Source organism: Salirhabdus sp. Marseille-P4669, from assembly GCF_900240405.1.
GTDB lineage: Bacteria > Bacillota > Bacilli > Bacillales > Alkalibacillaceae > OEQK01.
In genome coordinates, this window is record NZ_OEQK01000001.1 from 44826 (window position 1) to 65956 (window position 21131).

20 protein-coding genes are annotated in these 21131 nt (G+C 36.0%); 19 read left to right on the forward strand and 1 reads right to left on the reverse strand.

Going from position 1 to position 21131, the window contains the following annotated elements; translation table 11 throughout:
* Window positions 1–158: 158 nt before the first annotated feature.
* The 4 genes from noc (at window position 159) to C1A05_RS00240 (ending at window position 3786) form a co-directional block, all read left to right on the forward strand.
* Entirely contained in the window at window positions 159–1016 is an 858-nt protein-coding gene (gene noc, locus C1A05_RS00225; RefSeq protein WP_102026165.1) for a nucleoid occlusion protein, read from the forward strand.
* A gap of 282 nt (window positions 1017–1298) precedes the next feature.
* Window positions 1299–2072 (forward strand): ParA family protein, encoded by a 774-nt coding sequence (locus C1A05_RS00230; protein WP_102026166.1) that lies wholly within the window; start codon window positions 1299–1301, stop codon window positions 2070–2072.
* Complete coding sequence (locus tag C1A05_RS00235; RefSeq protein WP_102026167.1) at window positions 2053–2889, forward strand: ParB/RepB/Spo0J family partition protein; 837 nt, start codon at window positions 2053–2055, stop codon at window positions 2887–2889. The genes C1A05_RS00230 and C1A05_RS00235 overlap by 20 nt, the downstream gene beginning before the upstream one ends.
* 192 nt (window positions 2890–3081) lie before the next feature.
* Window positions 3082–3786, forward strand: coding sequence for a DUF554 domain-containing protein (locus tag C1A05_RS00240; RefSeq protein ID WP_102026168.1), 705 nt, complete (start codon window positions 3082–3084; stop codon window positions 3784–3786).
* A gap of 86 nt (window positions 3787–3872) precedes the next feature.
* On the opposite strand, the gene yyaC is transcribed toward C1A05_RS00240, so the two are convergent.
* Window positions 3873–4490 (reverse strand): spore protease YyaC, encoded by a 618-nt coding sequence (gene yyaC / locus C1A05_RS00245; protein WP_102026169.1) that lies wholly within the window; start codon window positions 4488–4490, stop codon window positions 3873–3875.
* Window positions 4491–4593: 103 nt separating this feature from the next.
* Here yyaC and C1A05_RS00250 point away from each other — a divergent pair, with 103 nt between their 5' ends.
* From C1A05_RS00250 to C1A05_RS00320, 15 genes are all read left to right on the forward strand, one after another.
* On the forward strand, window positions 4594–5613 hold the full coding sequence (locus C1A05_RS00250) for a hypothetical protein (RefSeq protein WP_102026170.1): 1020 nt from the start codon (window positions 4594–4596) through the stop codon (window positions 5611–5613).
* Between the two features lie 43 nt (window positions 5614–5656).
* Window positions 5657–5860 carry a DUF951 domain-containing protein gene (locus C1A05_RS00255; protein ID WP_102026171.1) on the forward strand — a complete coding sequence of 68 codons (204 nt, stop codon included), beginning with the start codon at window positions 5657–5659 and terminating at the stop codon, window positions 5858–5860.
* Between the two features lie 227 nt (window positions 5861–6087).
* Window positions 6088–7188 carry a redox-regulated ATPase YchF gene (gene ychF, locus C1A05_RS00260; protein ID WP_102026172.1) on the forward strand — a complete coding sequence of 367 codons (1101 nt, stop codon included), beginning with the start codon at window positions 6088–6090 and terminating at the stop codon, window positions 7186–7188.
* Between the two features lie 208 nt (window positions 7189–7396).
* Window positions 7397–7687 (forward strand): 30S ribosomal protein S6, encoded by a 291-nt coding sequence (gene rpsF / locus C1A05_RS00265; RefSeq protein ID WP_102026173.1) that lies wholly within the window; start codon window positions 7397–7399, stop codon window positions 7685–7687.
* Between the two features lie 18 nt (window positions 7688–7705).
* Window positions 7706–8173 (forward strand): single-stranded DNA-binding protein, encoded by a 468-nt coding sequence (gene ssb / locus C1A05_RS00270; protein WP_102026174.1) that lies wholly within the window; start codon window positions 7706–7708, stop codon window positions 8171–8173.
* A 22-nt stretch (window positions 8174–8195) separates the two neighbouring features.
* Window positions 8196–8420, forward strand: coding sequence for a 30S ribosomal protein S18 (rpsR, locus tag C1A05_RS00275; protein ID WP_102026175.1), 225 nt, complete (start codon window positions 8196–8198; stop codon window positions 8418–8420).
* Between the two features lie 328 nt (window positions 8421–8748).
* Window positions 8749–9690: a YybS family protein gene (locus tag C1A05_RS00280; protein WP_102026176.1), complete on the forward strand. Its 942-nt coding sequence runs from the start codon at window positions 8749–8751 to the stop codon at window positions 9688–9690.
* 36 nt (window positions 9691–9726) lie between these two features.
* Entirely contained in the window at window positions 9727–11703 is a 1977-nt protein-coding gene (locus C1A05_RS00285) for a DHH family phosphoesterase (RefSeq protein ID WP_102026177.1), read from the forward strand.
* On the forward strand, window positions 11700–12146 hold the full coding sequence (gene rplI, locus C1A05_RS00290) for a 50S ribosomal protein L9 (RefSeq protein ID WP_102026178.1): 447 nt from the start codon (window positions 11700–11702) through the stop codon (window positions 12144–12146). The genes C1A05_RS00285 and rplI overlap by 4 nt, the downstream gene beginning before the upstream one ends.
* 30 nt (window positions 12147–12176) lie before the next feature.
* A complete protein-coding gene (gene dnaB / locus C1A05_RS00295; RefSeq protein WP_102026179.1) occupies window positions 12177–13541 on the forward strand; it encodes a replicative DNA helicase in 1365 nt (454 codons plus the stop codon).
* 336 nt (window positions 13542–13877) lie between these two features.
* Window positions 13878–15164: an adenylosuccinate synthase gene (locus C1A05_RS00300; RefSeq protein WP_102026180.1), complete on the forward strand. Its 1287-nt coding sequence runs from the start codon at window positions 13878–13880 to the stop codon at window positions 15162–15164.
* Between the two features lie 356 nt (window positions 15165–15520).
* Window positions 15521–17053 (forward strand): peptidoglycan DD-metalloendopeptidase family protein, encoded by a 1533-nt coding sequence (locus C1A05_RS00305; RefSeq protein WP_102026181.1) that lies wholly within the window; start codon window positions 15521–15523, stop codon window positions 17051–17053.
* Window positions 17054–17233: 180 nt separating this feature from the next.
* Window positions 17234–17938 carry a response regulator YycF gene (gene yycF / locus C1A05_RS00310; RefSeq protein ID WP_102026694.1) on the forward strand — a complete coding sequence of 235 codons (705 nt, stop codon included), beginning with the start codon at window positions 17234–17236 and terminating at the stop codon, window positions 17936–17938.
* 6 nt (window positions 17939–17944) lie between these two features.
* Window positions 17945–19783: a cell wall metabolism sensor histidine kinase WalK gene (gene walK / locus C1A05_RS00315; RefSeq protein WP_102026182.1), complete on the forward strand. Its 1839-nt coding sequence runs from the start codon at window positions 17945–17947 to the stop codon at window positions 19781–19783.
* The gene (locus C1A05_RS00320; RefSeq protein ID WP_102026183.1) at window positions 19780–21129 is read left to right on the forward strand and encodes a YycH family regulatory protein; all 1350 of its coding nucleotides are present in this window, start codon (window positions 19780–19782) and stop codon (window positions 21127–21129) included. Before walK ends, C1A05_RS00320 begins: the two co-directional genes overlap by 4 nt.
* Window positions 21130–21131 lie beyond the last annotated feature (2 nt).

Here is a 21131-nt window from a genome sequence, read left to right on the forward strand (position 1 = left end):
TTGATTTACATACGGAATGTTTCACGTGAAACATTCTAGCAGGAATTTTAGTGATAATGCTCGAATAGTAAGTAATTAAGTAGTATTTCGGCACGAGTTATTGGTCTAATTTTCTTATTATAGTCTTTTATTGTGTAAAAAAAGGTGGTGTTAATGGCATGCGTCCATTGAACCGATTTTTCGGTGTTGGTGAAAAACAACCTACAGAGACTCAAAGTTCAGCGAAGAAATATGATGAAGTAGTACAAATACCAGTGAATGATATTGAACCAAATCAGTATCAACCCCGGTCTATTTTTAGTGAAGAGCGCATTCATGAATTAGCACAAACATTACGTACCCATGGAATGATACAACCAATAGTAGTACGTAAATTGGAAGACAACCATGGTCGTTATGAGCTAATTGCTGGTGAAAGAAGATGGAGAGCAGCCCAACATCTAGAGTGGGAATCGATACCGGCAATCATTAAAAATATGACAGATACAGAGACGGCTTCTGTTGCTTTAATTGAAAACTTACAACGAGAAGAGTTGACTGTAATAGAAGAAGCTTTAGCTTATGCTCAACTACTAGAAATGCATGACTTAACACAAGAAGCTCTTGCACAGCGATTAGGAAAAAGTCAATCAACTATTGCCAATAAACTTAGACTATTAAAGCTTCCGCAAACTGTTCAACAAGCAGTGCTGAATAAACAAATTACAGAGCGACATGCTAGAGCGTTAATTGCACTGAAGGATGTTGAAAGCCAGGAAAAAGTATTACAAGAGATATTAGACAAAGGCTTAAATGTAAGTCAAACGGAAGCTAGAGTTAAACAGCTTATTGAGCCTAAAGTGAAAAAACGTAACAAGCCACAAATTAAGGGATTTAGTAAGGATATTCGTATCGCGATGAACACGATTCGTCAATCTCTTAATATGGTAAACGATTCTGGTATTAATTTAGAAACAGATGAAGAAGATCATGAAGATTACTATAAATTAACTATTAAGATTCCGAAAAAGAAATGATATGATAAATATAATGATCCCATCTATTTATACTATTGTTGCTAATGTATGTAATAGTAGAATGATAGTATAAGGAAAACGAAGGCCTTTGCCTATTATTTTGGTAAAAGGCCTGAGTTTTGTGAAAAGGATGGGTATTTTTTCATCAATAAAGCAACATTTTCTTTTTATTACACATGAATGTCAGTTACATAAAAAAATGTATGTCTGAAATGTGTATTATTTTAATGGAATCTTTTATTTTTTAATAAAAGATAACTAGATGATAGGGCAGGTGACATCATGGGCAAGGTCATTGCCATAGCAAACCAAAAAGGTGGCGTCGGAAAAACGACAACATCTGTGAATTTAAGTGCATCGTTAGCAGAACTTGGACAGAAAGTACTGCTTGTTGATATTGATCCTCAGGGAAATGCGACAAGTGGTGTAGGAATAAATAAAGCAGACATGGACCAATGTGTTTATAATGTCTTAGTTGATGACATGAGTGCAGAAGAAGTTTGTGTACCGACTGGTTTCCCCAACTTAGACTCCATACCTGCTACTATTCAGTTAGCTGGAGCTGAAATTGAATTAGTACCAACAATATCAAGAGAAGTACGTTTGAAAAAAGCGTTGGATTCGATAAAAGATCAATATGATTACATTATAATTGATTGTCCTCCTTCTCTTGGGTTATTAACGTTGAATGCTTTAACTGCATCGGACACAGTACTTATTCCAGTTCAATGTGAATATTATGCACTTGAAGGATTAAGTCAGCTGTTAAACACAGTACGTTTAGTGCAAAAACATTTAAATAAGTCGTTAATGATTGAAGGCGTATTATTGACAATGCTAGATGCCAGAACGAACCTTGGAATACAAGTAATTGAAGAAGTGAAAAAGTACTTCCAAGATAAAGTCTTTCAAGCTATTATTCCACGTAATGTTCGTCTTGGGGAGGCTCCAAGTCATGGAGAACCAATTACGCATTATGATCCTAAATCAAGAGGTGCAGAAGTATATAATGAATTAGCGAAGGAAGTGATGGCTAATGGCGCGAGGGTTGGGTAAAGGACTTAGTTCTTTTTTTCCGGATGTGGACACGAATGAAGAAGCGGTTCAAGAGATTTCTATTAAACAGTGCCGTCCAAATCCATATCAGCCAAGAAAAACATTCCAAGCCGATGCAATAGAGGAGTTAAAGGAATCTATTGTTCAGCATGGTATTCTACAACCGATTATCTTACGAAAGACGATAAAAGGTTATGAGATTGTTGTTGGAGAAAGGCGTTTTCGAGCCGCCAAAGAAGCCGGTTTAGATGTTGTTCCAGCTGTTATTAGAGAATTGACAGATGAACAAATGATGGAATTAGCGTTGTTGGAAAACCTACAACGTGAGGATTTAACTCCGATTGAAGAAGCTCAAGCCTATCATTCTTTAATGAATGAATTAGGAGTTACCCAGGAGGAGCTTGCGAAAAGATTAGGAAAAAGTCGTCCGCATATCGCGAACCTTGTTCGTTTATTATCATTACCAGACACGGTTTGTGCCTTAATAAACAACCGTGAATTATCCATGGGACATGGTAGAGCGTTACTTGGATTAAAGGATAAAGAAAAAATACCAGCACTCGTAGAGAAAATTCGTAAAGATCATTTAAATGTACGACAAGTTGAAATGCTTATTCAACATTTGAATGATAAGGTAGTCAAAAAGAAGCCTAAAAAAGAGACGAAGGATATCTTCCTGCAAGCGAAAGAAAAGGAACTAAGAGAGCATTTCGGGACGAATGTTATGATTCAAAAAGGGAAGCGTAAAGGTAAAATTGAAATTGAGTTTTTTAGTCAAGAAGACCTTGAACGCATTTTAAGTCTTTTAAATCAATAAAATAGTAAATTTAGTACGGTAAAGTGTTACTGGATTATGTTAAAATAACATAATCCAGTTTTTTTATTGTTAAAAAATAAAAATACGAATAGTGAAGTGAGGGTATACACCCCAATCGTTTGTTCTATAATTTATTTTAAAATGTTTCACGTGAAACAATCTCGTAAAAGACATAGTAAAAGGGGCTTCGATATGGTATTATTCGGTACATTAGTCAATAGTATATGCATCATAGCAGGAGTATTAATAGGGTTGTTTTTCACAAAGATTCCTAATCGTATAAAAGAAACCATTATGAGTGGGATAGGATTAACAGTTGTTTTAATTGGATTGCAAATGGCATTCAGTTCTGAACATATTATTGTAATTCTATTAAGTCTATTATCAGGAGCAATCATTGGAGAGGTAATAGATTTAGATGAAAAGTTAAATCGTTTTGGAAAATGGATTGAGTCAAAGTTTAATAGTCAAGATAAGGATTCTACTATTGCTCAAGGATTTGTAACAGCTTCCCTCATATTTGTGATTGGTGCAATGGCTGTTTTAGGTGCGTTAGATAGTGGTTTGCGAAATGATCATGAAGTACTTGTTACGAAAGGGATTATAGATGGATTTACGGCACTTGTACTGACGACAACGTTAGGTATTGGTGTAATCTTCTCCGTTATTCCAGTGCTCTTGTACCAAGGTTCAATTGCTTTATTTGCAACACAAATTGAGAGTTGGTTACCAGAACAATTTTTAAACCAATTTATCATGGAGATGACGGCTACTGGAGGGTTGCTTATTTGTGCCATCGGACTGAATTTATTAAAGATCACAACAATTAGAGTAGCGAATTTATTACCAAGTATTGTAACAGTTGGCTTCATATTATATATTTATTTGCAATTTTAAAGGCAAGCAGTTAAGAACTAACTGCTTGTTTTTTATTGAGCACAATGATTGTTGCTGTTAGGAACGGAATCTTTATATTTTTTCATCTAAACATTAAAATTAGGGTTCGGCACATGATTAGATAAAATTTGTTGATCCTCTTTATAGAGAAAATAATCAAGAAAACGTAAGGATTGGGATATCTGTTTTGCCATATTCATTACTATGGATAATCTAGTGTTCTGTAGAACGAAATATTCCATGTACCCACTCATATTAACAACACCACTAATATGTAAATGTCCAATCTCGGGGAGTTTCTTCTGAACTGCTGCACCAGGCTTTAAAGGTCCATGGCCAGTAATGATTGTCCCGATAGAAGATTGCTTTCCTAAGCAAGCATCCACTGCAATTACAAAGGAGTTGTTGTGGTTTGTATGTATTTCTTCAATTGTTTCCTCTAAATTTTTGGCGTGAACGGGAGCATCTAATGTTCCATATATAGATAAATAGTTTAAATGATAATCCTGTAATTGACTACCAACTAATGGCCCTAAAGAATCACCAGTTGATCGATCTGTTCCGATACAAAGGATGATAATTTCTTTATTATCCTTTGGAATCCATTCATAAAGGGATTTTGCTATTTTGTACGCTACTGCTTGATTCGTGTAATAAAAACGTTTTTCTTCACTTTTTGTAAAAAGGATATCTTTAAGACTCATAGCCAGTCCTCCACTAACATATTGGTATTAGTATACGGATGTTTTTTTAATTGTATACGTATGAATCTACAAAAATATCGATTATATAGTTGGAGGAATTTATATGTGGGGAGCAGGAATAAAGTGGATGTTTTTGATAGTAGGCACAATGATTGGGGCAGGGTACGCATCAGGTAGAGAGTTATGGCAATTTTTCGGTCATGGAAGTGGACTAGCTATTTTACTATTTTCCATCATGTTTGCTATTTGCTGTTATGTCATCCTTAATATAAGTTATGAAAGTGGTGGAACACACTATATTCCAGTTCTTCAACTCGTTGTAGGGAAAAAATTAACCAGCCTGTATGATATTTTAATATTATTCTATCTATTCTCTACTACTGTCATCATGATGGCTGGGAGTGGAGCAACTTGGCAAGCTTTTCACTTTTCCTATTGGTGGGGAATCATTGCTGTTGCCCTACCTTTAATAATGGCGTTTATCTGGGATATTAAAGGCATTCTTTCCATGAACACGTTTATCTTACCCCTTTTAATTGGCGGACTATTATATGTTCTGATATCATTTATTATGCAGCAAGACATTTCATTAGTTTCTCATTTGGATGAACAATTTAACTGGTCATCGGCATTTCCTTTTACAGCGTTAAATATCATGCCATTAGTAGCTGTTTTAGGAGCAGTGGGAAATCATATAAAACATAAGGGTGAAATATGGATTGCTTGTGTTGGAAGTGCTATTATATTAGGTAGTATATCCTTTATTTATAATAACGGGTTGATCCACTTATCGGAAGAAATATTATTATATGAAATACCGCTATTTGCATTTTTAAAAGAGTATCCATACAATATGTTCATTATTATGTCTATATTGCTATGGCTAGCCCTTTTCACAACAGCATTATCTGGGACATTAGGGATTATTACTAGAATGCAACAATTTTTCTCATTACCGCTATGGAAACTAGCATTCATTACCATTATCATAATGATTCCTTTTACTGGATTTGGATTTTCTACTTTAATAGAATATTTATATCCTTTATATGGATTGCTTAATTTATATTTGCTTTCTGCTTTATTGTTATACCCGATAGTAAATAAACATAAAAACATGTAAGGATCTTTTGATAAATGGAGAGTTTTTTGAAGGAGTGAGTGGTATGGAAGAAAAAAAGCAATTTGGATTAAATGATGTTGTAGAGATGAAAAAGCCTCATCCGTGTGGAGAAAATCAATGGCGGATTATTCGTATGGGAATGGATATTCGAATCAAATGCGAGGGCTGTAAACATAGTGTTCTCATACCACGAAAACAATTTGAAAAGAAAATGAAAAAGGTATTAATAAGAAATGAAGAGGAATAGAATGTTTCACGTGAAACAAATGTAACTATTTTATAATTCACATAATATTGTGTTTTGCGATACGAAATAAGTGTAAAATTATATATTGTTAATAGTAAAGAAGCATTATCAAGCTTTATTTACTTGATAATGCTTCTTTTTTATTGCTTGTCTTTTTAAATTTGACTATCTATAATTGTTTTGACAGACTAAGATGATATTGATGGACGGAATAAGGAGTGGGTTTCATGTCTTTAACAGCAGGAATCGTCGGTTTACCGAATGTTGGAAAATCGACTTTATTTAATGCAATAACACAAGCAGGGGCGGAGTCAGCGAACTATCCCTTCTGTACGATTGATCCTAATGTAGGTGTAGTAGAAGTACCGGATGAACGATTGCAAAAACTTACCGAACTAGTTAAACCGAAAAAAACAGTCCCAACTACATTTGAATTTACCGATATTGCAGGAATTGTAAAAGGGGCTAGTAAAGGGGAAGGTTTAGGAAATCAGTTCTTATCTCATATTCGACAAGTAGATGCAATTTGTCATGTAGTACGTTGTTTTAATGATGAGAACATCACACATGTTTCTGGTAAGGTAAATCCAATCGATGATATTGAAACAATAAACTTAGAATTAATTTTGGCGGATCTGGAATCTGTTTCGAAAAGGTATCAAAGAGTGGAAAAGCTTGCTAAACAGAAAGACAAAGAAGCGGTTGTTGAATTTGAAGTGCTGAAGAAGCTTAAAGAAGCATTTGAAAATGAAACACCTGCACGAGCTCTTGAGTTTTCAAAGGAAGAACAAAAAGTAGTGAAAATGTTTCATTTACTAACGATCAAACCGATTTTATATGTAGCTAACGTTGGGGAAGATGAAATTCAAGATCCAGAAGGTAATGAAAATCTACAGGCTGTTAAAGAATATGCTGCTAAAGAAGGTGCAGATGTTATTACAGTTTGTGCCAAAGTGGAGTCTGAGATTGCTGAGCTTGATGGTGAGGAAAAGGAAATGTTTTTAGAGGAGCTTGGAATTGAAGAATCCGGCTTAGATCAGTTAATAAAAGCATCCTATAGTATGTTAGGTTTAGGAACTTATTTTACAGCAGGAGAACAAGAAGTACGAGCTTGGACTTTTAGAAAAGGAATAAAAGCACCACAAGCAGCTGGAATCATTCACAGTGACTTCGAAAGAGGATTTATCCGTGCTGAAACAGTTTCCTACGATGATTTAGTACAAGCTGGTTCTATGGCTATAGCCAAAGAGCAAGGAAAGGTTCGATTAGAAGGTAAAGAGTACATCGTTCAAGATGGAGATGTTATGCTATTCCGTTTCAATGTTTGATGTTTGAACAATCATTTACAAGATGACAGACTTAAAATATAGATAAATATTGTTGTTCGCATACTAGTACGTTTATTGGAAAAAGGCAAAGGCTATTGTACATGTTCGAATTCTTTGGTATAATACATCATTGTGAGTAATTAATGACAAAAATTACTCCTTGCTCCATATGTTTGGAGCCGCTTAGACCAAAAGGAGGTGTAGACGGATGAATAAATACGAAATCATGTACATCATCCGCCCGAATATCGATGAGGAAACTCAAAAGGCTGTTATGGACAAATTCCACACAGTTCTTACAGATAACGGCGCGGAGATTGTAAAGGTTAACGAAATGGGCAAACGTCGTTTAGCTTATGAAATTAACGACTATCGTGAAGGTTACTATGTAGTTGTTAATGTTCAGAGTGCAGACGCTGCTGCTGTTAACGAATTTGATCGTCTTGCTAAGTTCTCAGACGATATTATTCGCCAAATGGTTATTAGAGAAGAAGATTAATTAGGGAGTGATTCTGATATGATGAATCGTGTTGTTCTTGTGGGAAGATTAACCAAAGATCCTGATTTGCGCTATACGCCAAGTGGAGTTGCTGTTGCAAACTTTACAGTAGCCTGTAACCGTCCTTTTTCCAATCAACAAGGAAATCGTGAAGCTGACTTCATCAATTGTGTTGTATGGAGAAAAGCTGCGGAAAACCTTGCGAATTACATGAAAAAGGGTAGTCTTATTGGTGTGGATGGTCGTATTCAAACGAGAAGTTACGATAACCCTGAAGGTAAACGGGTATTTATTACGGAAGTTGTAGCGGAAAGTATACAATTCTTAGAATCTAGAGGTTCTTCTTCTCCTTCACAAGACAGAGGTTCAGCTGGTTTTAATACCAATCAGAATTCACCAAATGAATATAATAGACCGAACAATGATGATCCGTTTGCTGATAACGGTCAACCAATTGATTTGTCGGACGATGATTTACCATTCTAAACATATAAAGGAGGGGACCTAAATGGCACGTCGTGGACGTAAGCGTAAAAAGGTGTGTTACTTTACAGCTAACGGTATTACACACATTGATTATAAAGATGTAGAATTACTTAAAAAGTTCATTTCAGAGCGTGGTAAAATTCTACCTCGTCGTGTGACTGGTACTTCTGCTAAGTATCAACGTAAGCTAACAATTGCGATCAAACGAGCTCGTACAATGGCTTTATTGCCATATGTGAACGATTGATTTTAAATAAATAAGGTGTTATGTATGACATCTTATTATTTAGAAAGGCATAATGAGGTCTATCCCTCATTATGCCTTTCCGTTTATTCTTCAGCCTAATCCTTCTTCCAATAAATCCCCGTATTAATTTTCAATTGGTAGGACTGTAAATTCGCAGCAGGGAAAACATGATAATAGTAACAATTACCTTTAAGATTAGAGCCTGTTTCATGTTATGATGAATATCATATGTTTTAAGGTGTTCTTTTTTTACAATCCCCTCTATACATTGGTAAAATGATTAGTAATGGAGTGTTCCACCCATTTAATATGTTGAAGAGGTGCAAAAATGAAGAACTCTAACACGATAACAGAAGGTGCATTATTCTCAGGAATATACCTACTATTATTAATAATGACGGTTTATGTGCCTGTGGTAGGCACAATCACGATGTTCTTATTGCCAATTCCAATTATCCTATATACGTTTAAGCAGGGGTTTAAAAGCTCACTGGTTATGTTCATCGTTATTACCTTATTATCCATTTTATTAGCGACTGTATTTTCCTTACCTGTTACGATATTAGCAGGACTTGGGGGAATTACAATTGGACTTTGTTTACATTACAAAAAGTCTGTATATGAAACGTGGGCTGCAGGTTCTGTAGCTTTTGCGGTTGGATTTGTCATTGTATTTTTAATTAGTCAATTGCTCTTTGAAGTTAATTTTATTGATGAGATGAATGTAATGGTTGAGCAGATTAGTACGCAAACCTTAAACATGCTAGAGCAATTTGGAGAAGTTCCAGAAGAAACGGTACAACTTTTTGAACAACAAATGAATCAGATAACATACTTAATTCCTGTAATGATTGGTATTGCTGGAATTGTATATAGCTTTCTTGCAATCTGGATTGGTTTTAAAGTATTGAATCGGATTTATAAGAAATCTTATTCATTTCCACCATTTCGTAAGTTCCGTTTACCAATCTCCGTTGTATGGTATTATTTTCTTTCTGTTGTTATTATGTGGATTGAACCGGAGCAAGGAACATTATTGAATCAAGCAGCTAGCAATGTCTCAATGTTGGTTGGATTGTTACTTGTACTTCATGGACTATCCTTTATTGCACATTATGTTCATGTGAAAAATAAGTCCAAAGGTTTATTTGTAACAGCAATCGTATTGATTGTATTGCTACCAACACTCTTTATTTATCCAATCCGAATTTTAGGTATAATTGATTTAGGTTTTAATTTGCGTGATCGTTTGAGTGAAGAGAAAAAATAGTGCTTGAGCCTGAATGGTTAGGAGCTGAGGCGAGAAATGCCAAAATTTCAAAAGAAAACAGTGATTGAAAACCATATATGGATTATATATGTGCTGACAATCTTGTTATTAGGCTTCATCTTTTATTTTCAGTGGATCATCGGATCGATTATGACTGTTTTAATTGGTATTGCCATTTATAACAGTATTCGTTCGGAACATAAGCTACAAAACGAAGCCGAGGAATATATTTCAACTTTGTCTTATAGGGTCAAGAAGGTAGGGGAAGAGGCTCTTAATGAGATGCCTATAGGTATTATCCTATATAACGAGGAATTTGAAATTGAATGGGCAAACCCGTTTGTTCATCAATTCTCTAGTGAAGAAACGTTAGTTGGACAGTCTTTAAACATCATTGACGAAGAAATCATTCCTGCTATTAAGGAGCAAAAGGATGAGGTCTTGTTTCCCTTTGAGCCCTATTATTTCCAAGCTATATTAAAGAAGGAAGAGCGATTAATTTATTTCTTTGATCAGACGAAACAAGTTGAATTAAAGAATGTGTATGAAAACGAAAAAACGGTATTAGGAATTATTTTTCTGGATAACTATGAAGAAGTTACACAAGGAATGGATGATACTTCTAAAAGTCAGCTAAACTCTCAAATGACTTCGTTACTGAACGACTGGTCAAGTGCAAATAATATATATTTAAAAAGAACGTCCCAGGAGCGCTTTTTAGCAGTAATGAATCTAGAAATACTAGAGCAGCTTGAAAAGACGAAATTTGAGGTGTTAGACGAGGTAAGAGAGCTTATTACGGATAAGAATATTCCATTGACCATAAGTATCGGTATTGGAAAAGGCTATCATTCTTCTTTAAGAGAGGTCGGTGAACTGGCACAGTCAAGCCTTGACCTTGCATTGGGTCGTGGTGGTGACCAGGTTGCCATTAAGGATGAAAGTGGGAAAGTTAAGTTTTTCGGCGGTAAAACCAATCCGATGGAAAAACGGACTCGGGTTCGTGCACGAGTAATTTCACATGCTTTAAAAGAACTTGTGCGCGAAAGCGATCATGTAATCATCATGGGTCACAAAAATCCAGATATGGACTCCGTAGGGTCTGCTATTGGAATCTTAAAAATTGCTCAGGCTAATGATAAAAATGGGTTTATTGTGTATGACACCATTCGGAAAAATTCTGGTGTTGAGAAGCTTGTGGAAATGGTTGAGAAAGATGAGTCGCTTTCCAAATGGTTTGTGGATGAGGATACAGCAATGGATATTGTTACGAAAAATACGCTTCTCGTCATTGTGGATACTCATAAACCATCCTTAGTAATAGAAGAACGATTACTATCTAAAACAGACCATGTTGTCGTTATTGATCACCATAGACGTGCAGAAGAGTTTATCAATGATCCTACACTGGTTTATATGGAGCCGTATGCTTCATCAACAGCGGAGCTTGTAACAGAGCTATTAGAGTACCAGCCAAAGACGCTACGTTTGAATATGTTAGAATCTACTGCACTTTTAGCTGGTATTATTGTTGATACGAAATACTTCACATTGCGAACCGGTTCCAGAACATTTGATGCAGCCTCGTATTTGCGATCCAAGGGTGCAGATACGGTATTGGTCCAGCAATTAATGAAAGAAGATATTGAAGTTTATATTAGAAGAAGTAAACTAATAGAAAAGGCCGAAATTTTTAAAGAAGGTATCGCTATTATAAAAGCGAATGAGGCCGAAATATATGACCCTGTTCTTATTGCCCAGGCAGCTGATGCGTTGCTTACGATGAGCGGTGTTGTGGCTTCCTTTGTTATATCGGAACGAGATGATGGTAGAGTTGGAATTAGCGCTCGTTCTTTAGGGCAGGTCAATGTACAAATTATTATGGAGCGTATGAATGGTGGAGGTCATCTCTCCAATGCAGCAACACAGCTTGAAGACACTACCGTTCATGAGGCATATGACAAATTAAAAGAGATACTAGAAGAATACATGGAGGGGAGAGAAGAGGAATGAAAGTAATTTTCACTCAAGATGTTAAAGGGAAAGGTAAGAAAGGCCAAGTAAAAGAGGTTGCTGAAGGATACGCACGTAATTACTTGTTAAAAAACAATCTAGCTGTTGAAGCTAATAATGCAAATATGAGTGCCCTTAAGGCGAAGCAAAATAAGGAGAAAAAGCAAGAGCAAGAAGAATTAGAAGAAGCAAAAAAATTAAAGGAAACACTTGAAAAACTCACTGTTCAATTTGCAGCTAAGGCAGGAGAGGGTGGACGCCTTTTCGGTTCCGTTACGAGTAAGCAAATTGCAGAAGAACTAAAGAAACAACATAAAATTAAAATCGATAAAAGAAAAATAGAGCTAGATCAACCAATTAAAGCATTAGGATATACGAATGTCGCAGTTAAATTGCATCCTGATGTGCAAGGGACTATAAAAGTACACATTGGAGAGAAATAAACCTCTCCATGTGAAGGGGGAAAACTTGTTTTGAACGAGCAATGGAATGAACTAACTCCGCCGCATAATATAGAAGCAGAGCAGGCTGTACTAGGTGCAATCTTTTTAGAACCGCAAGCAATTGTTACAGCATCAGAGATTTTGATACCAGAAGATTTCTATCGAGCTAGTCACCAAAAAATCTTTGAAGCAATGTTAGGCTTATCGGATAAAGGAGAGCCAATTGACCTTGTAACGGTTACAACCATATTATCCAATAAAAAGATGTTAGATGATATTGGTGGAGTTTCCTATTTAAGTGATATTGCGAATTCTGTGCCTACAGCTGCCAACATTGAATACTACGCAAGAATGGTAGAAGAGAAATCTACACTTAGACGTTTAATTTCGGTAGCAACCGGTATTGTAAAAACAAGTTATTCACAAGAGGAAGAAATTGAAGAAGTATTAGATGAAGCGGAAAAGAGTATTTTAGAAGTATCAAATAAGAAGAATTCAGGTAAATTTAAAAGCATTAAAGATGTATTAATCGATGTGTATGATAACATTGAGCAGCTTCATATGAATCATGCTGATATCACTGGTATCCCTACTGGTTTTAGAGATTTAGATAAAATTACTTCTGGTTTCCAACGCAATGATTTAATAATTATCGCTGCTCGTCCATCTGTTGGTAAAACAGCCTTTGCGTTAAATATTGCTCAAAATGTAGCGATTCATGCAAGCGCCAATGTAGCAATATTTAGTTTGGAGATGGGGGCAGAGCAACTTGTTATGCGTATGCTTTGTGCGGAAGGAAATATTGATGCACAGAGACTAAGAACAGGTAGTCTGGAAGCAGAAGACTGGGGTAAGCTAACGATGGCCATGGGTAGTCTTTCTAATGCCGGTATATACATTGATGATACCCCTGGTGTAAAGGTAAATGAAATACGTTCTAAGTGTAGACGTCTACAGCAAGAACATGGTTTAGACATGATATTGATTGATTATCTTCAGTTGATCCAAGGTAGTGGAAAAAGTCGTGAAAACAGACAGCAAGAGGTTTCAGAGATTTCCAGACAGTTAAAGCAGCTTGCAAGAGAGTTAAATGTTCCACTAATTGCATTGTCTCAGTTATCACGTGGGGTAGAGCAGCGACAAGATAAAAGACCAATTATGTCTGATATTCGTGAATCGGGAAGTATTGAGCAGGATGCCGATATTATCGGGTTCTTATACCGTGATGATTATTACAACCGTGAAGATTCAGAGAAGGAAAATATCATTGAAATCATTATCGCAAAGCAAAGAAATGGTCCGGTTGGTAATGTGGAGCTTGCCTTTGTGAAAGAGTATAACAAGTTCGTCGATTTAGACCATCGATATAGTGCAGAGCAAATACCACCAGCATAAATCTAGGAACCTATTATTAGTTGTCTTAAGCAACTTAATAATAGGTTTTTTTATTGATTAGATATTTAGTCTATCCATCTTAATTGGCAGCTAAGAATCCAATTTGTCCTTGTTCATTCATTTTCATAGGTGACAAAGTATATAAAGAAACGTATTGAAAATACTAGGAATAGCAGGAAATATTACAATTTACGAACAAAATCACATATACATATAAATATGTTCGGTATATATTGACACTTGAATGAGAATATTGATAAAATTGGTAGGTATGAAAAGAAAAAATATAAAACAGATGTTTTGAATAAATAGCAAAACAACTTTGGAGGTGCCTTTATGACAACAGCGGTAGTAGTTGGATCACAATGGGGAGATGAAGGGAAAGGGAAGATTACAGACTTTTTATCTCGCCAAGCCCATATTGTTGCACGATATCAAGGTGGGAACAACGCTGGTCATACAATTAAGTTCGACGGTGAAACCTATAAACTTCACTTAATCCCATCAGGTATTTTTTATCAAGATAAAGTTTGCGTAATGGGTAATGGATTAGTCATTAACCCAAAAGCACTAATGGAAGAAATAGAATATTTAAAAGAACGCAATGTTTCAGTAGATCATTTGAAAATCAGCAATCGGGCACATGTTATCTTGCCTTATCATATAAAGCTAGACCAATTACAGGAAGCTGCCAAAGGGGATAATAAAATTGGTACTACTATGAAAGGTATTGGACCAGCATATACAGATAAAGCATCGCGGGTTGGTATTCGTATGGCTGATTTATTAGATGAAGACATTTTTAAGGTGAAGCTTGAACAAAATTTAAACGAAAAGAACCGTATTTTTGAAAAGCTATATGAATCAACTCCAATGCGTTTTGATGAAATTTATGAAGAGTATTATGCTTACGGTCAACAGTTGAAAAAATTTGTTTGTGATACATCCGTTATTTTAAATGATGCAGCAGATAATGGTGAGCATATTTTATTTGAAGGTGCTCAAGGTGTTATGTTGGATATCGACCAAGGAACTTATCCGTATGTAACATCCTCTAACCCAACTGCGGGTGGTGTTACAAATGGTGCAGGAATTGGTCCATCGAAAATAAACCGAGTGATGGGTGTTTCCAAAGCGTATACAACTCGAGTTGGTGACGGTCCATTCCCAACTGAATTAACAGATGAGATTGGCGACAAGATTCGCGAAGTAGGAAGAGAGTATGGTACGACAACTGGCCGTGCAAGACGTGTAGGTTGGTTTGATGCAGTAGTTGTAAACCATGCACGTCGCGTGAGCGGAATTACGGATTTATCGCTAAACTCTATTGATGTACTAACAGGTATTGAAACAGTAAAGATTTGTGTAGCATATAAACATAATGGACAAAGAATAAATGAGTATCCAGCAAACTTGAACATGCTGGCGAACTGTAAACCAATTTATGAGGAGCTTCCTGGTTGGAAGGAAGACATTACAAATGCAACATCATTTGAAGAACTACCAGAAAATACAAAGACATACATTCGCCGCGTATCGGAATTAACAGGCGTTCCAATTGCAATCTTCTCTGTCGGACCAGATCGTACACAAACGATTGTATTAACCGATATTTACGAATAAACAGAAGGAAGGATGTTTTCCATATTGGAGGACATCCTTTTTTTATTTATATAATCACCTTTTTGATATCTAGTAATCCTCTTTGCTTCTAAAACCACGAAAATCGCAAATTATCGATATAAAGTGCGAAATCAGCTTTATCTTTTTTTACAAATCCTGCACATTTTCTAGTAAATTTAATAAAAATCACCCAATTTATTCAGAAATTTTACAATAATTATACAATTGTGTTACAAATTACTAGAATCTATTTATTTATGTCTTTACTATATGGTAGATTAGTTTGTGTAACTTCATAATCCACAATACCTACAACTTATATACATAAAAGAAAATTTAATTTCAAAAGAAAGGGTGTGAATCACATAAAGAAGAAAGGGAAAGTCCTTTACTCTAGCATTTTAACTACTATTCTTTCGCTTCTAGTTGTTTCTTCTATTCACGCTGACTCAGGCTTATCGACTCTTTATCATGTTTATATAAATGATGAACATATCGGTACAGTTAGTAGTCAGGAAGTTGTAGAAGAATTTATAGAAAAAGAGCGAAAAAAGAAAGAAGCGACTTATGGTGATTTAACACTCACCATTAACGAAAATATTACATACGTCCCAGAAATGTCTTACAATCCTACATATAATAATAGTCTTGTAGAAGCGGAATTAGCTGATCGCCTAACCTATAGTGTTGTAGCCTTACAAGTAGAAATAAAGGACGAAACAATTGGCTTATTTAAAAATGAGTCAGAAGTAAATCAGCTTTTTAAGAAAGTGAAAGCGAAGTATGTACCAGAGGAAGTTCTAGCAAATTTAGATACCGATTTGGTTCAAGTGGAACAGGATGACTTGACGAATGGTATCCAAGAGGAAGATTCCATCGTCCAGTACAAGCTTAGAAGTGCGAAGGAAAAAGATTCGACGAAACAAGTGGACAAGGGATCAAAAATTGTAAATGTTGGACTTTCAGAAGAAGTCCTTATTAAAGAGGTAAAGGTGAATCCAGATGAGTTGAGCACTATTCCAGAGACAATGGAAATACTTGATAAAGGGAAGCTAAAGAATGTTACGTATACCGTTGTTGAAGGAGATACGGTTTCAACTATTTTGGAGAAATATAACCTTACTGAAGAAAAATTGTTAGAGTTAAATCCACAAATTGACAAAGAGTCTCTAACAATTAAAGTCGGACAAGAAATTATAGTTCCAGATTATGTTCCATATATAAACGTAATTGTGACAGAACAGCGTACAGAAGAAAAGGAAATTGATTATACTACCAAATACGTGGAAACAGACGAATTATATGTTGGGGACGAGGAAGTAGTGGAAGAGGGTAAGCCTGGAGTAAAGAAAGTAGAATATGAAGTAATCAAAGTAAATGGGAAAGAACAGAAACGTAAAATCATCAAGGAAGAAGTATTAGAAGAACCGGTTGAAGAAGTTATTGAGAAGGGCACTAAGGAGTATGAGCCAGTTCAACAAAGTGAAAAAATGCTCCCAAGCCAAACCATGAAATCACCTGGTATGTTAGGTTGGCCGACAGCTGGAGGATTTATCACGAGCCATATGGGGCCAAGATGGGGCGGTTATCATAATGGGATTGATATCTCCGGTGTAAGCAATCGAACTATATTTGCAGCAGCTGACGGGGTTGTAACAACTGCATCATACCAAAATAATGGTTACGGAAATCGTGTTGTCATCACCCATAGTAACGGTTTAGTAACAACGTATAGCCATTTATCATCTATTGCAGTTCAATCAGGCCAAACCGTTCAAAAAGGACAAGCAATAGGTGTAATGGGAGCAACCGGTAACTCAACAGGTGTTCATTTACATTTTGAAGTGTACCAAAATGGTTCCATAGTAAACCCAATGAATTTTTACTAAAAGAAAAAAGTAATTCATTAAAAAGAATAGATAAAACCTCTGGCTTTTGGAAGGCTAGAGGTTTTCTTACTTAAAGAATGGAATTAGGTTGTGACGTCTTTTTTAATTGAAAGACTTTTGTTGTAAAATAAGATAAAATAAGTATTGATAACAAATTTTCCACAAGGGAAGTGATGAGTGTTGAGTCATAAAGTGTTAGTCGTTGATGATGAAAAGCCGATTGCAGATATTTTACAATTTAACCTAGAAAGAGAAGGTTATGAGGTTGTTTGTGCATATGACGGTGAGCAGGCGGTGGAGCTTGCACATCAAGAGCGACCAGATTTAGTCTTATTAGACATAATGCTTCCCAAAAAAGATGGTATGGAAGTGTGCCGCGAAATTAGGGGCTCCTATAGCATGCCTATTATTATGTTAACTGCAAAAGACTCTGAAATAGATAAAGTATTAGGCTTGGAACTTGGAGCGGATGATTACGTAACAAAGCCATTTAGTAATCGTGAGCTAATCGCAAGAGTGAAAGCAAATTTACGAAGACATCAAAAAAATGATGAACAAGGAACTGGGGAATCACAGGATATCCATATTGGTAAATTGATTATTCATCCAGATGCATATACGGTGACTCGTGATGGCGATGAGATTGAGTTAACCCATCGTGAGTTTGAACTACTTCATTATTTAGCAAGACATATTGGGCAAGTAATGACCCGTGAGCATTTGCTTGAGACGGTGTGGGGCTATGATTATTACGGGGATGTTCGGACTGTTGACGTGACCGTGCGTAGACTACGTGAAAAGATTGAGGAAAATCCAAGTGATCCAAAATGGATTGTAACAAGAAGAGGCGTAGGTTATTATTTGCGTAATCCAGATCAGGAGTAGTGTTCCATGAAGAAAAAGGTTAAGTTTCATCAATCCATTGGCATAAAAGTAATCATCATTTACATTCTGTTACTCCTTATTGCCGTCCAAGTAATTGGTGCTTATTTTGCCAACCGATTACAACATAATTTAGAGGAGAACTTTAAAAGCTCCGTAATCGATAATCTAGAATTATTAGCACTGCAAATTCAAGAAGAAATCATGCAAGAAAATAGGACAGAAGAAGACCCTACTTTACAACAAGAGATAGGGTCTATTTTGTCTAATTACGATTTAGATAATATCACCGAGGTACAAGTGTTTGATAAGTTTGGTAAAATCCTTGGTACTTCTAATCGATGGGATCAAGACATTGTCGGAAATATAACGAATAACAATAAGGTAAAAGAAGTCATTACGTTTGGAACAGATTATAAACCAGAGATTGTGTATAACCCAGAAACACGTAAAAGAACAGTCGTTAAATACATGCCTATCTTAAATGATGATGATGATCCTATTGGGGCGATTTATCTCCAAGCAAATATTGAAGGCGTGTATGATCAGTTGCAGGATATTAGCAAGATTTTCACCAGAGGTACACTAATTGCCATCACCGTTACAGCAATACTCGGTATCTTAGTTGCTCGAGCGATTACCAAACCAATTTCAGCTATGAGAAGACAAGCACATGTCATGGCTGGTGGAGACTTCTCCAAAAGGGTTAATGTTTATGGAATGGATGAAATCGGTCAGCTTGCAGAATCCTTTAATCATCTTAATGATAAGCTTAGGCAATCTTATGCCACTACGGAGGGAGAGCGTCGTAAGCTAACCTCAGTATTAGCGAACATGAATGATGGCGTTATTGCAACAGACCAAACGGGTGGGATTATTTTAATGAATGATCCTGCTAAAAAGCTACTCGGCGCCTCATTCGAGGAATTGAAGGGTAAGTCTTTATTAGATGTATTAGGTATTGATGAGCAAATAGAAGATATTGAGATCATTCATGAGGTTGGTTCCATGATCATCGATTTCAGTGAAGGTGATGAAATATTACTATTAAAGGCAACCTTCTCTAGTATTCAAGATGAAAACAATCGTATGAATGGGTTCATTACTGTGCTTAGTGATGTAACAGAAGAAGAGAAGATTGAACGAGAACGACGGGAGTTTGTTGCGAATGTTTCCCATGAACTGAGAACACCGTTAACGACGATGCGAAGCTACCTAGAATCTTTAACGGACGGAGATACTTGGAAAGACCCTACTATTGCACCGAAATTTTTGCAGGTCACTCAGACGGAAACAGAGCGAATGATTCGATTAGTAAATGATTTATTGCAGCTCTCCAAAATGGATAATAAGGATTACTATTTAAATAAGGAAAAGGTGTCCTTTAATAAGTTTATCCATCATATTATTGATCGATTTGAGATGAGTAAGCCGGAACACTTACATTTCGAACGAAAAATTACGGATAAACCAATTTGGGTCATCATTGACAAGGATAAAATGACGCAAGTGTTAGACAATGTTATTTCCAATGCCATTAAATATTCCCCTGAAGGTGGTAAAATTATATTTGAAACAAATCTAAAGGGTAATATGATGCAAATGCTAATTACCGATCAAGGGGTCGGAATTCCGGCTGACCAACTAGATAAAATCTTTGAGCGCTTCTACCGTGTAGATAAGGCGAGAACGAGAAAATTAGGTGGAACTGGATTAGGCTTGGCAATTGCAAAAGAGATGGTGGAAGCACATAAAGGAAGTATATGGGCAGAAAGCGAAGAGGGTAAAGGAACAACCATTGGAATATCCTTACCATTTTTGCGTAAGAAACGAGGGGATGCTTCATGAATTTAGAAAGCATCAAAACGTTCATTTTAATCGTGTTAGTGTGCATTAGTTTAATATTTACAATGAGAATTTGGAATTTCTCACCAGGAACATTTGAGGCGGAGGATGCCCCTTCGTCTCGGCAAACATCGATAGGTGGACAGAAGTTTACTGTGAAAGATGTGATTATGCCGAATCAAATGATTTTCCATAAGTATGACAACCACTACCAATTAGCAGTAAAGGATAGTGAGTTAATACTTTATAAGGAAATGCAGCAATGGGTCATTCAGCAGTTTGGTGCCATTAGTATTCAGGAGGACCGTTTGCACTTTGATGAGCCCTTTTTAGAGTTAACCTTCCCAACAGAATTACCAATTGAGATTGTTTCCAAGCTGTTTCGGGTAAGTGATAATGAGGATTTTGCTGGGCTAGAATTCCAGTTTGATCGTATGTATTTTGTTCCTAATGATGATGCGGAGCCTTTGGTGAAGGTAACATTTGCATCAAGTAAGCATAATCAAACCTTAAGTGGAAGCATCTACGTTCAGGAAACAAATCCATATCGAGATTTATTAACTTATATAGAAAATGATGAGGCTTTAGTAGAGCTTATGCCAGTAGAAATTAAAGATGGGAAAATAACGTACCTCCCATCCGAAGAATTAAAGATTGATAGTCAATACTTTGTATTAAATGATATAGCCGATATGCCGTTAATTAATATGTTATTCCAAGATCCTGCTGCTGTAACCTCAAGCTCAGGCTACTTTACGGATGGTGCCCGAAAATTAGAAATTCATAACTTATATAATGGGAAAAAGTATATGGAGTATGTAAATCCTATTTCGAATAATTCGATGACCGTTAGTACCAATGAGCTTATTAATCAAAGCATTAACTATATAAACAACCATGATGGCTGGACAGATAATTTTGCAATGTTGAATTTAGATAAATCGGATATGTCGATTGATTTTCAACTATTGGTCAATGGTTATCCAATATTAGATGGATTAGGGAATCTCCATTTGACAATGAATAATAAAGATGCAATCGAATATAATCGTCCACTGATTAATTTAAATACTCCTCTTGACTTATATGAAGGGGAAACGGATGGATTAGCAAGTGGAAATGTTTTGATTACGTACATTAATTCGGATCATTCCACGATAAGCATGAATCAAATTGAAGATATTCGCGTCGGGTATCGTGTAATTGATGTTGATGAAGAGGTAGAAAATAATGAAGGCTCCTTATTACAACCACGTGAGGGTCTCTTATTAGAGCCTAGCTGGTATGTAAAGGTAAATGGAGCATGGCGTGTGGTTAATATTGATACATCTGAACAAGGAGGCGTGTGAAT

What these genes read in the sequence shown, in the direction of transcription:
- C1A05_RS00300 (WP_102026180.1), top strand. Translation starts at nt 13,878, where the DNA reads ATGACAACAGCGGTAGTAGTTGGATCACAATGGGGAGATGAAGGGAAA.
- C1A05_RS00235 (WP_102026167.1), top strand. Translation starts at nt 2,053, where the DNA reads ATGGCGCGAGGGTTGGGTAAAGGACTTAGTTCTTTTTTTCCGGATGTG.
- rpsR (WP_102026175.1), top strand. Translation starts at nt 8,196, where the DNA reads ATGGCACGTCGTGGACGTAAGCGTAAAAAGGTGTGTTACTTTACAGCT.
- noc (WP_102026165.1), top strand. Translation starts at nt 159, where the DNA reads ATGCGTCCATTGAACCGATTTTTCGGTGTTGGTGAAAAACAACCTACA.
- C1A05_RS00255 (WP_102026171.1), top strand. Translation starts at nt 5,657, where the DNA reads ATGGAAGAAAAAAAGCAATTTGGATTAAATGATGTTGTAGAGATGAAA.
- C1A05_RS00230 (WP_102026166.1), top strand. Translation starts at nt 1,299, where the DNA reads ATGGGCAAGGTCATTGCCATAGCAAACCAAAAAGGTGGCGTCGGAAAA.
- C1A05_RS00240 (WP_102026168.1), top strand. Translation starts at nt 3,082, where the DNA reads ATGGTATTATTCGGTACATTAGTCAATAGTATATGCATCATAGCAGGA.
- ssb (WP_102026174.1), top strand. Translation starts at nt 7,706, where the DNA reads ATGATGAATCGTGTTGTTCTTGTGGGAAGATTAACCAAAGATCCTGAT.
- C1A05_RS00285 (WP_102026177.1), top strand. Translation starts at nt 9,727, where the DNA reads ATGCCAAAATTTCAAAAGAAAACAGTGATTGAAAACCATATATGGATT.
- ychF (WP_102026172.1), top strand. Translation starts at nt 6,088, where the DNA reads ATGTCTTTAACAGCAGGAATCGTCGGTTTACCGAATGTTGGAAAATCG.
- rpsF (WP_102026173.1), top strand. Translation starts at nt 7,397, where the DNA reads ATGAATAAATACGAAATCATGTACATCATCCGCCCGAATATCGATGAG.
- rplI (WP_102026178.1), top strand. Translation starts at nt 11,700, where the DNA reads ATGAAAGTAATTTTCACTCAAGATGTTAAAGGGAAAGGTAAGAAAGGC.
- walK (WP_102026182.1), top strand. Translation starts at nt 17,945, where the DNA reads ATGAAGAAAAAGGTTAAGTTTCATCAATCCATTGGCATAAAAGTAATC.
- C1A05_RS00320 (WP_102026183.1), top strand. Translation starts at nt 19,780, where the DNA reads ATGAATTTAGAAAGCATCAAAACGTTCATTTTAATCGTGTTAGTGTGC.
- C1A05_RS00250 (WP_102026170.1), top strand. Translation starts at nt 4,594, where the DNA reads ATGTGGGGAGCAGGAATAAAGTGGATGTTTTTGATAGTAGGCACAATG.
- C1A05_RS00280 (WP_102026176.1), top strand. Translation starts at nt 8,749, where the DNA reads ATGAAGAACTCTAACACGATAACAGAAGGTGCATTATTCTCAGGAATA.
- yyaC (WP_102026169.1), bottom strand. Translation starts at nt 4,490, where the DNA reads ATGAGTCTTAAAGATATCCTTTTTACAAAAAGTGAAGAAAAACGTTTT.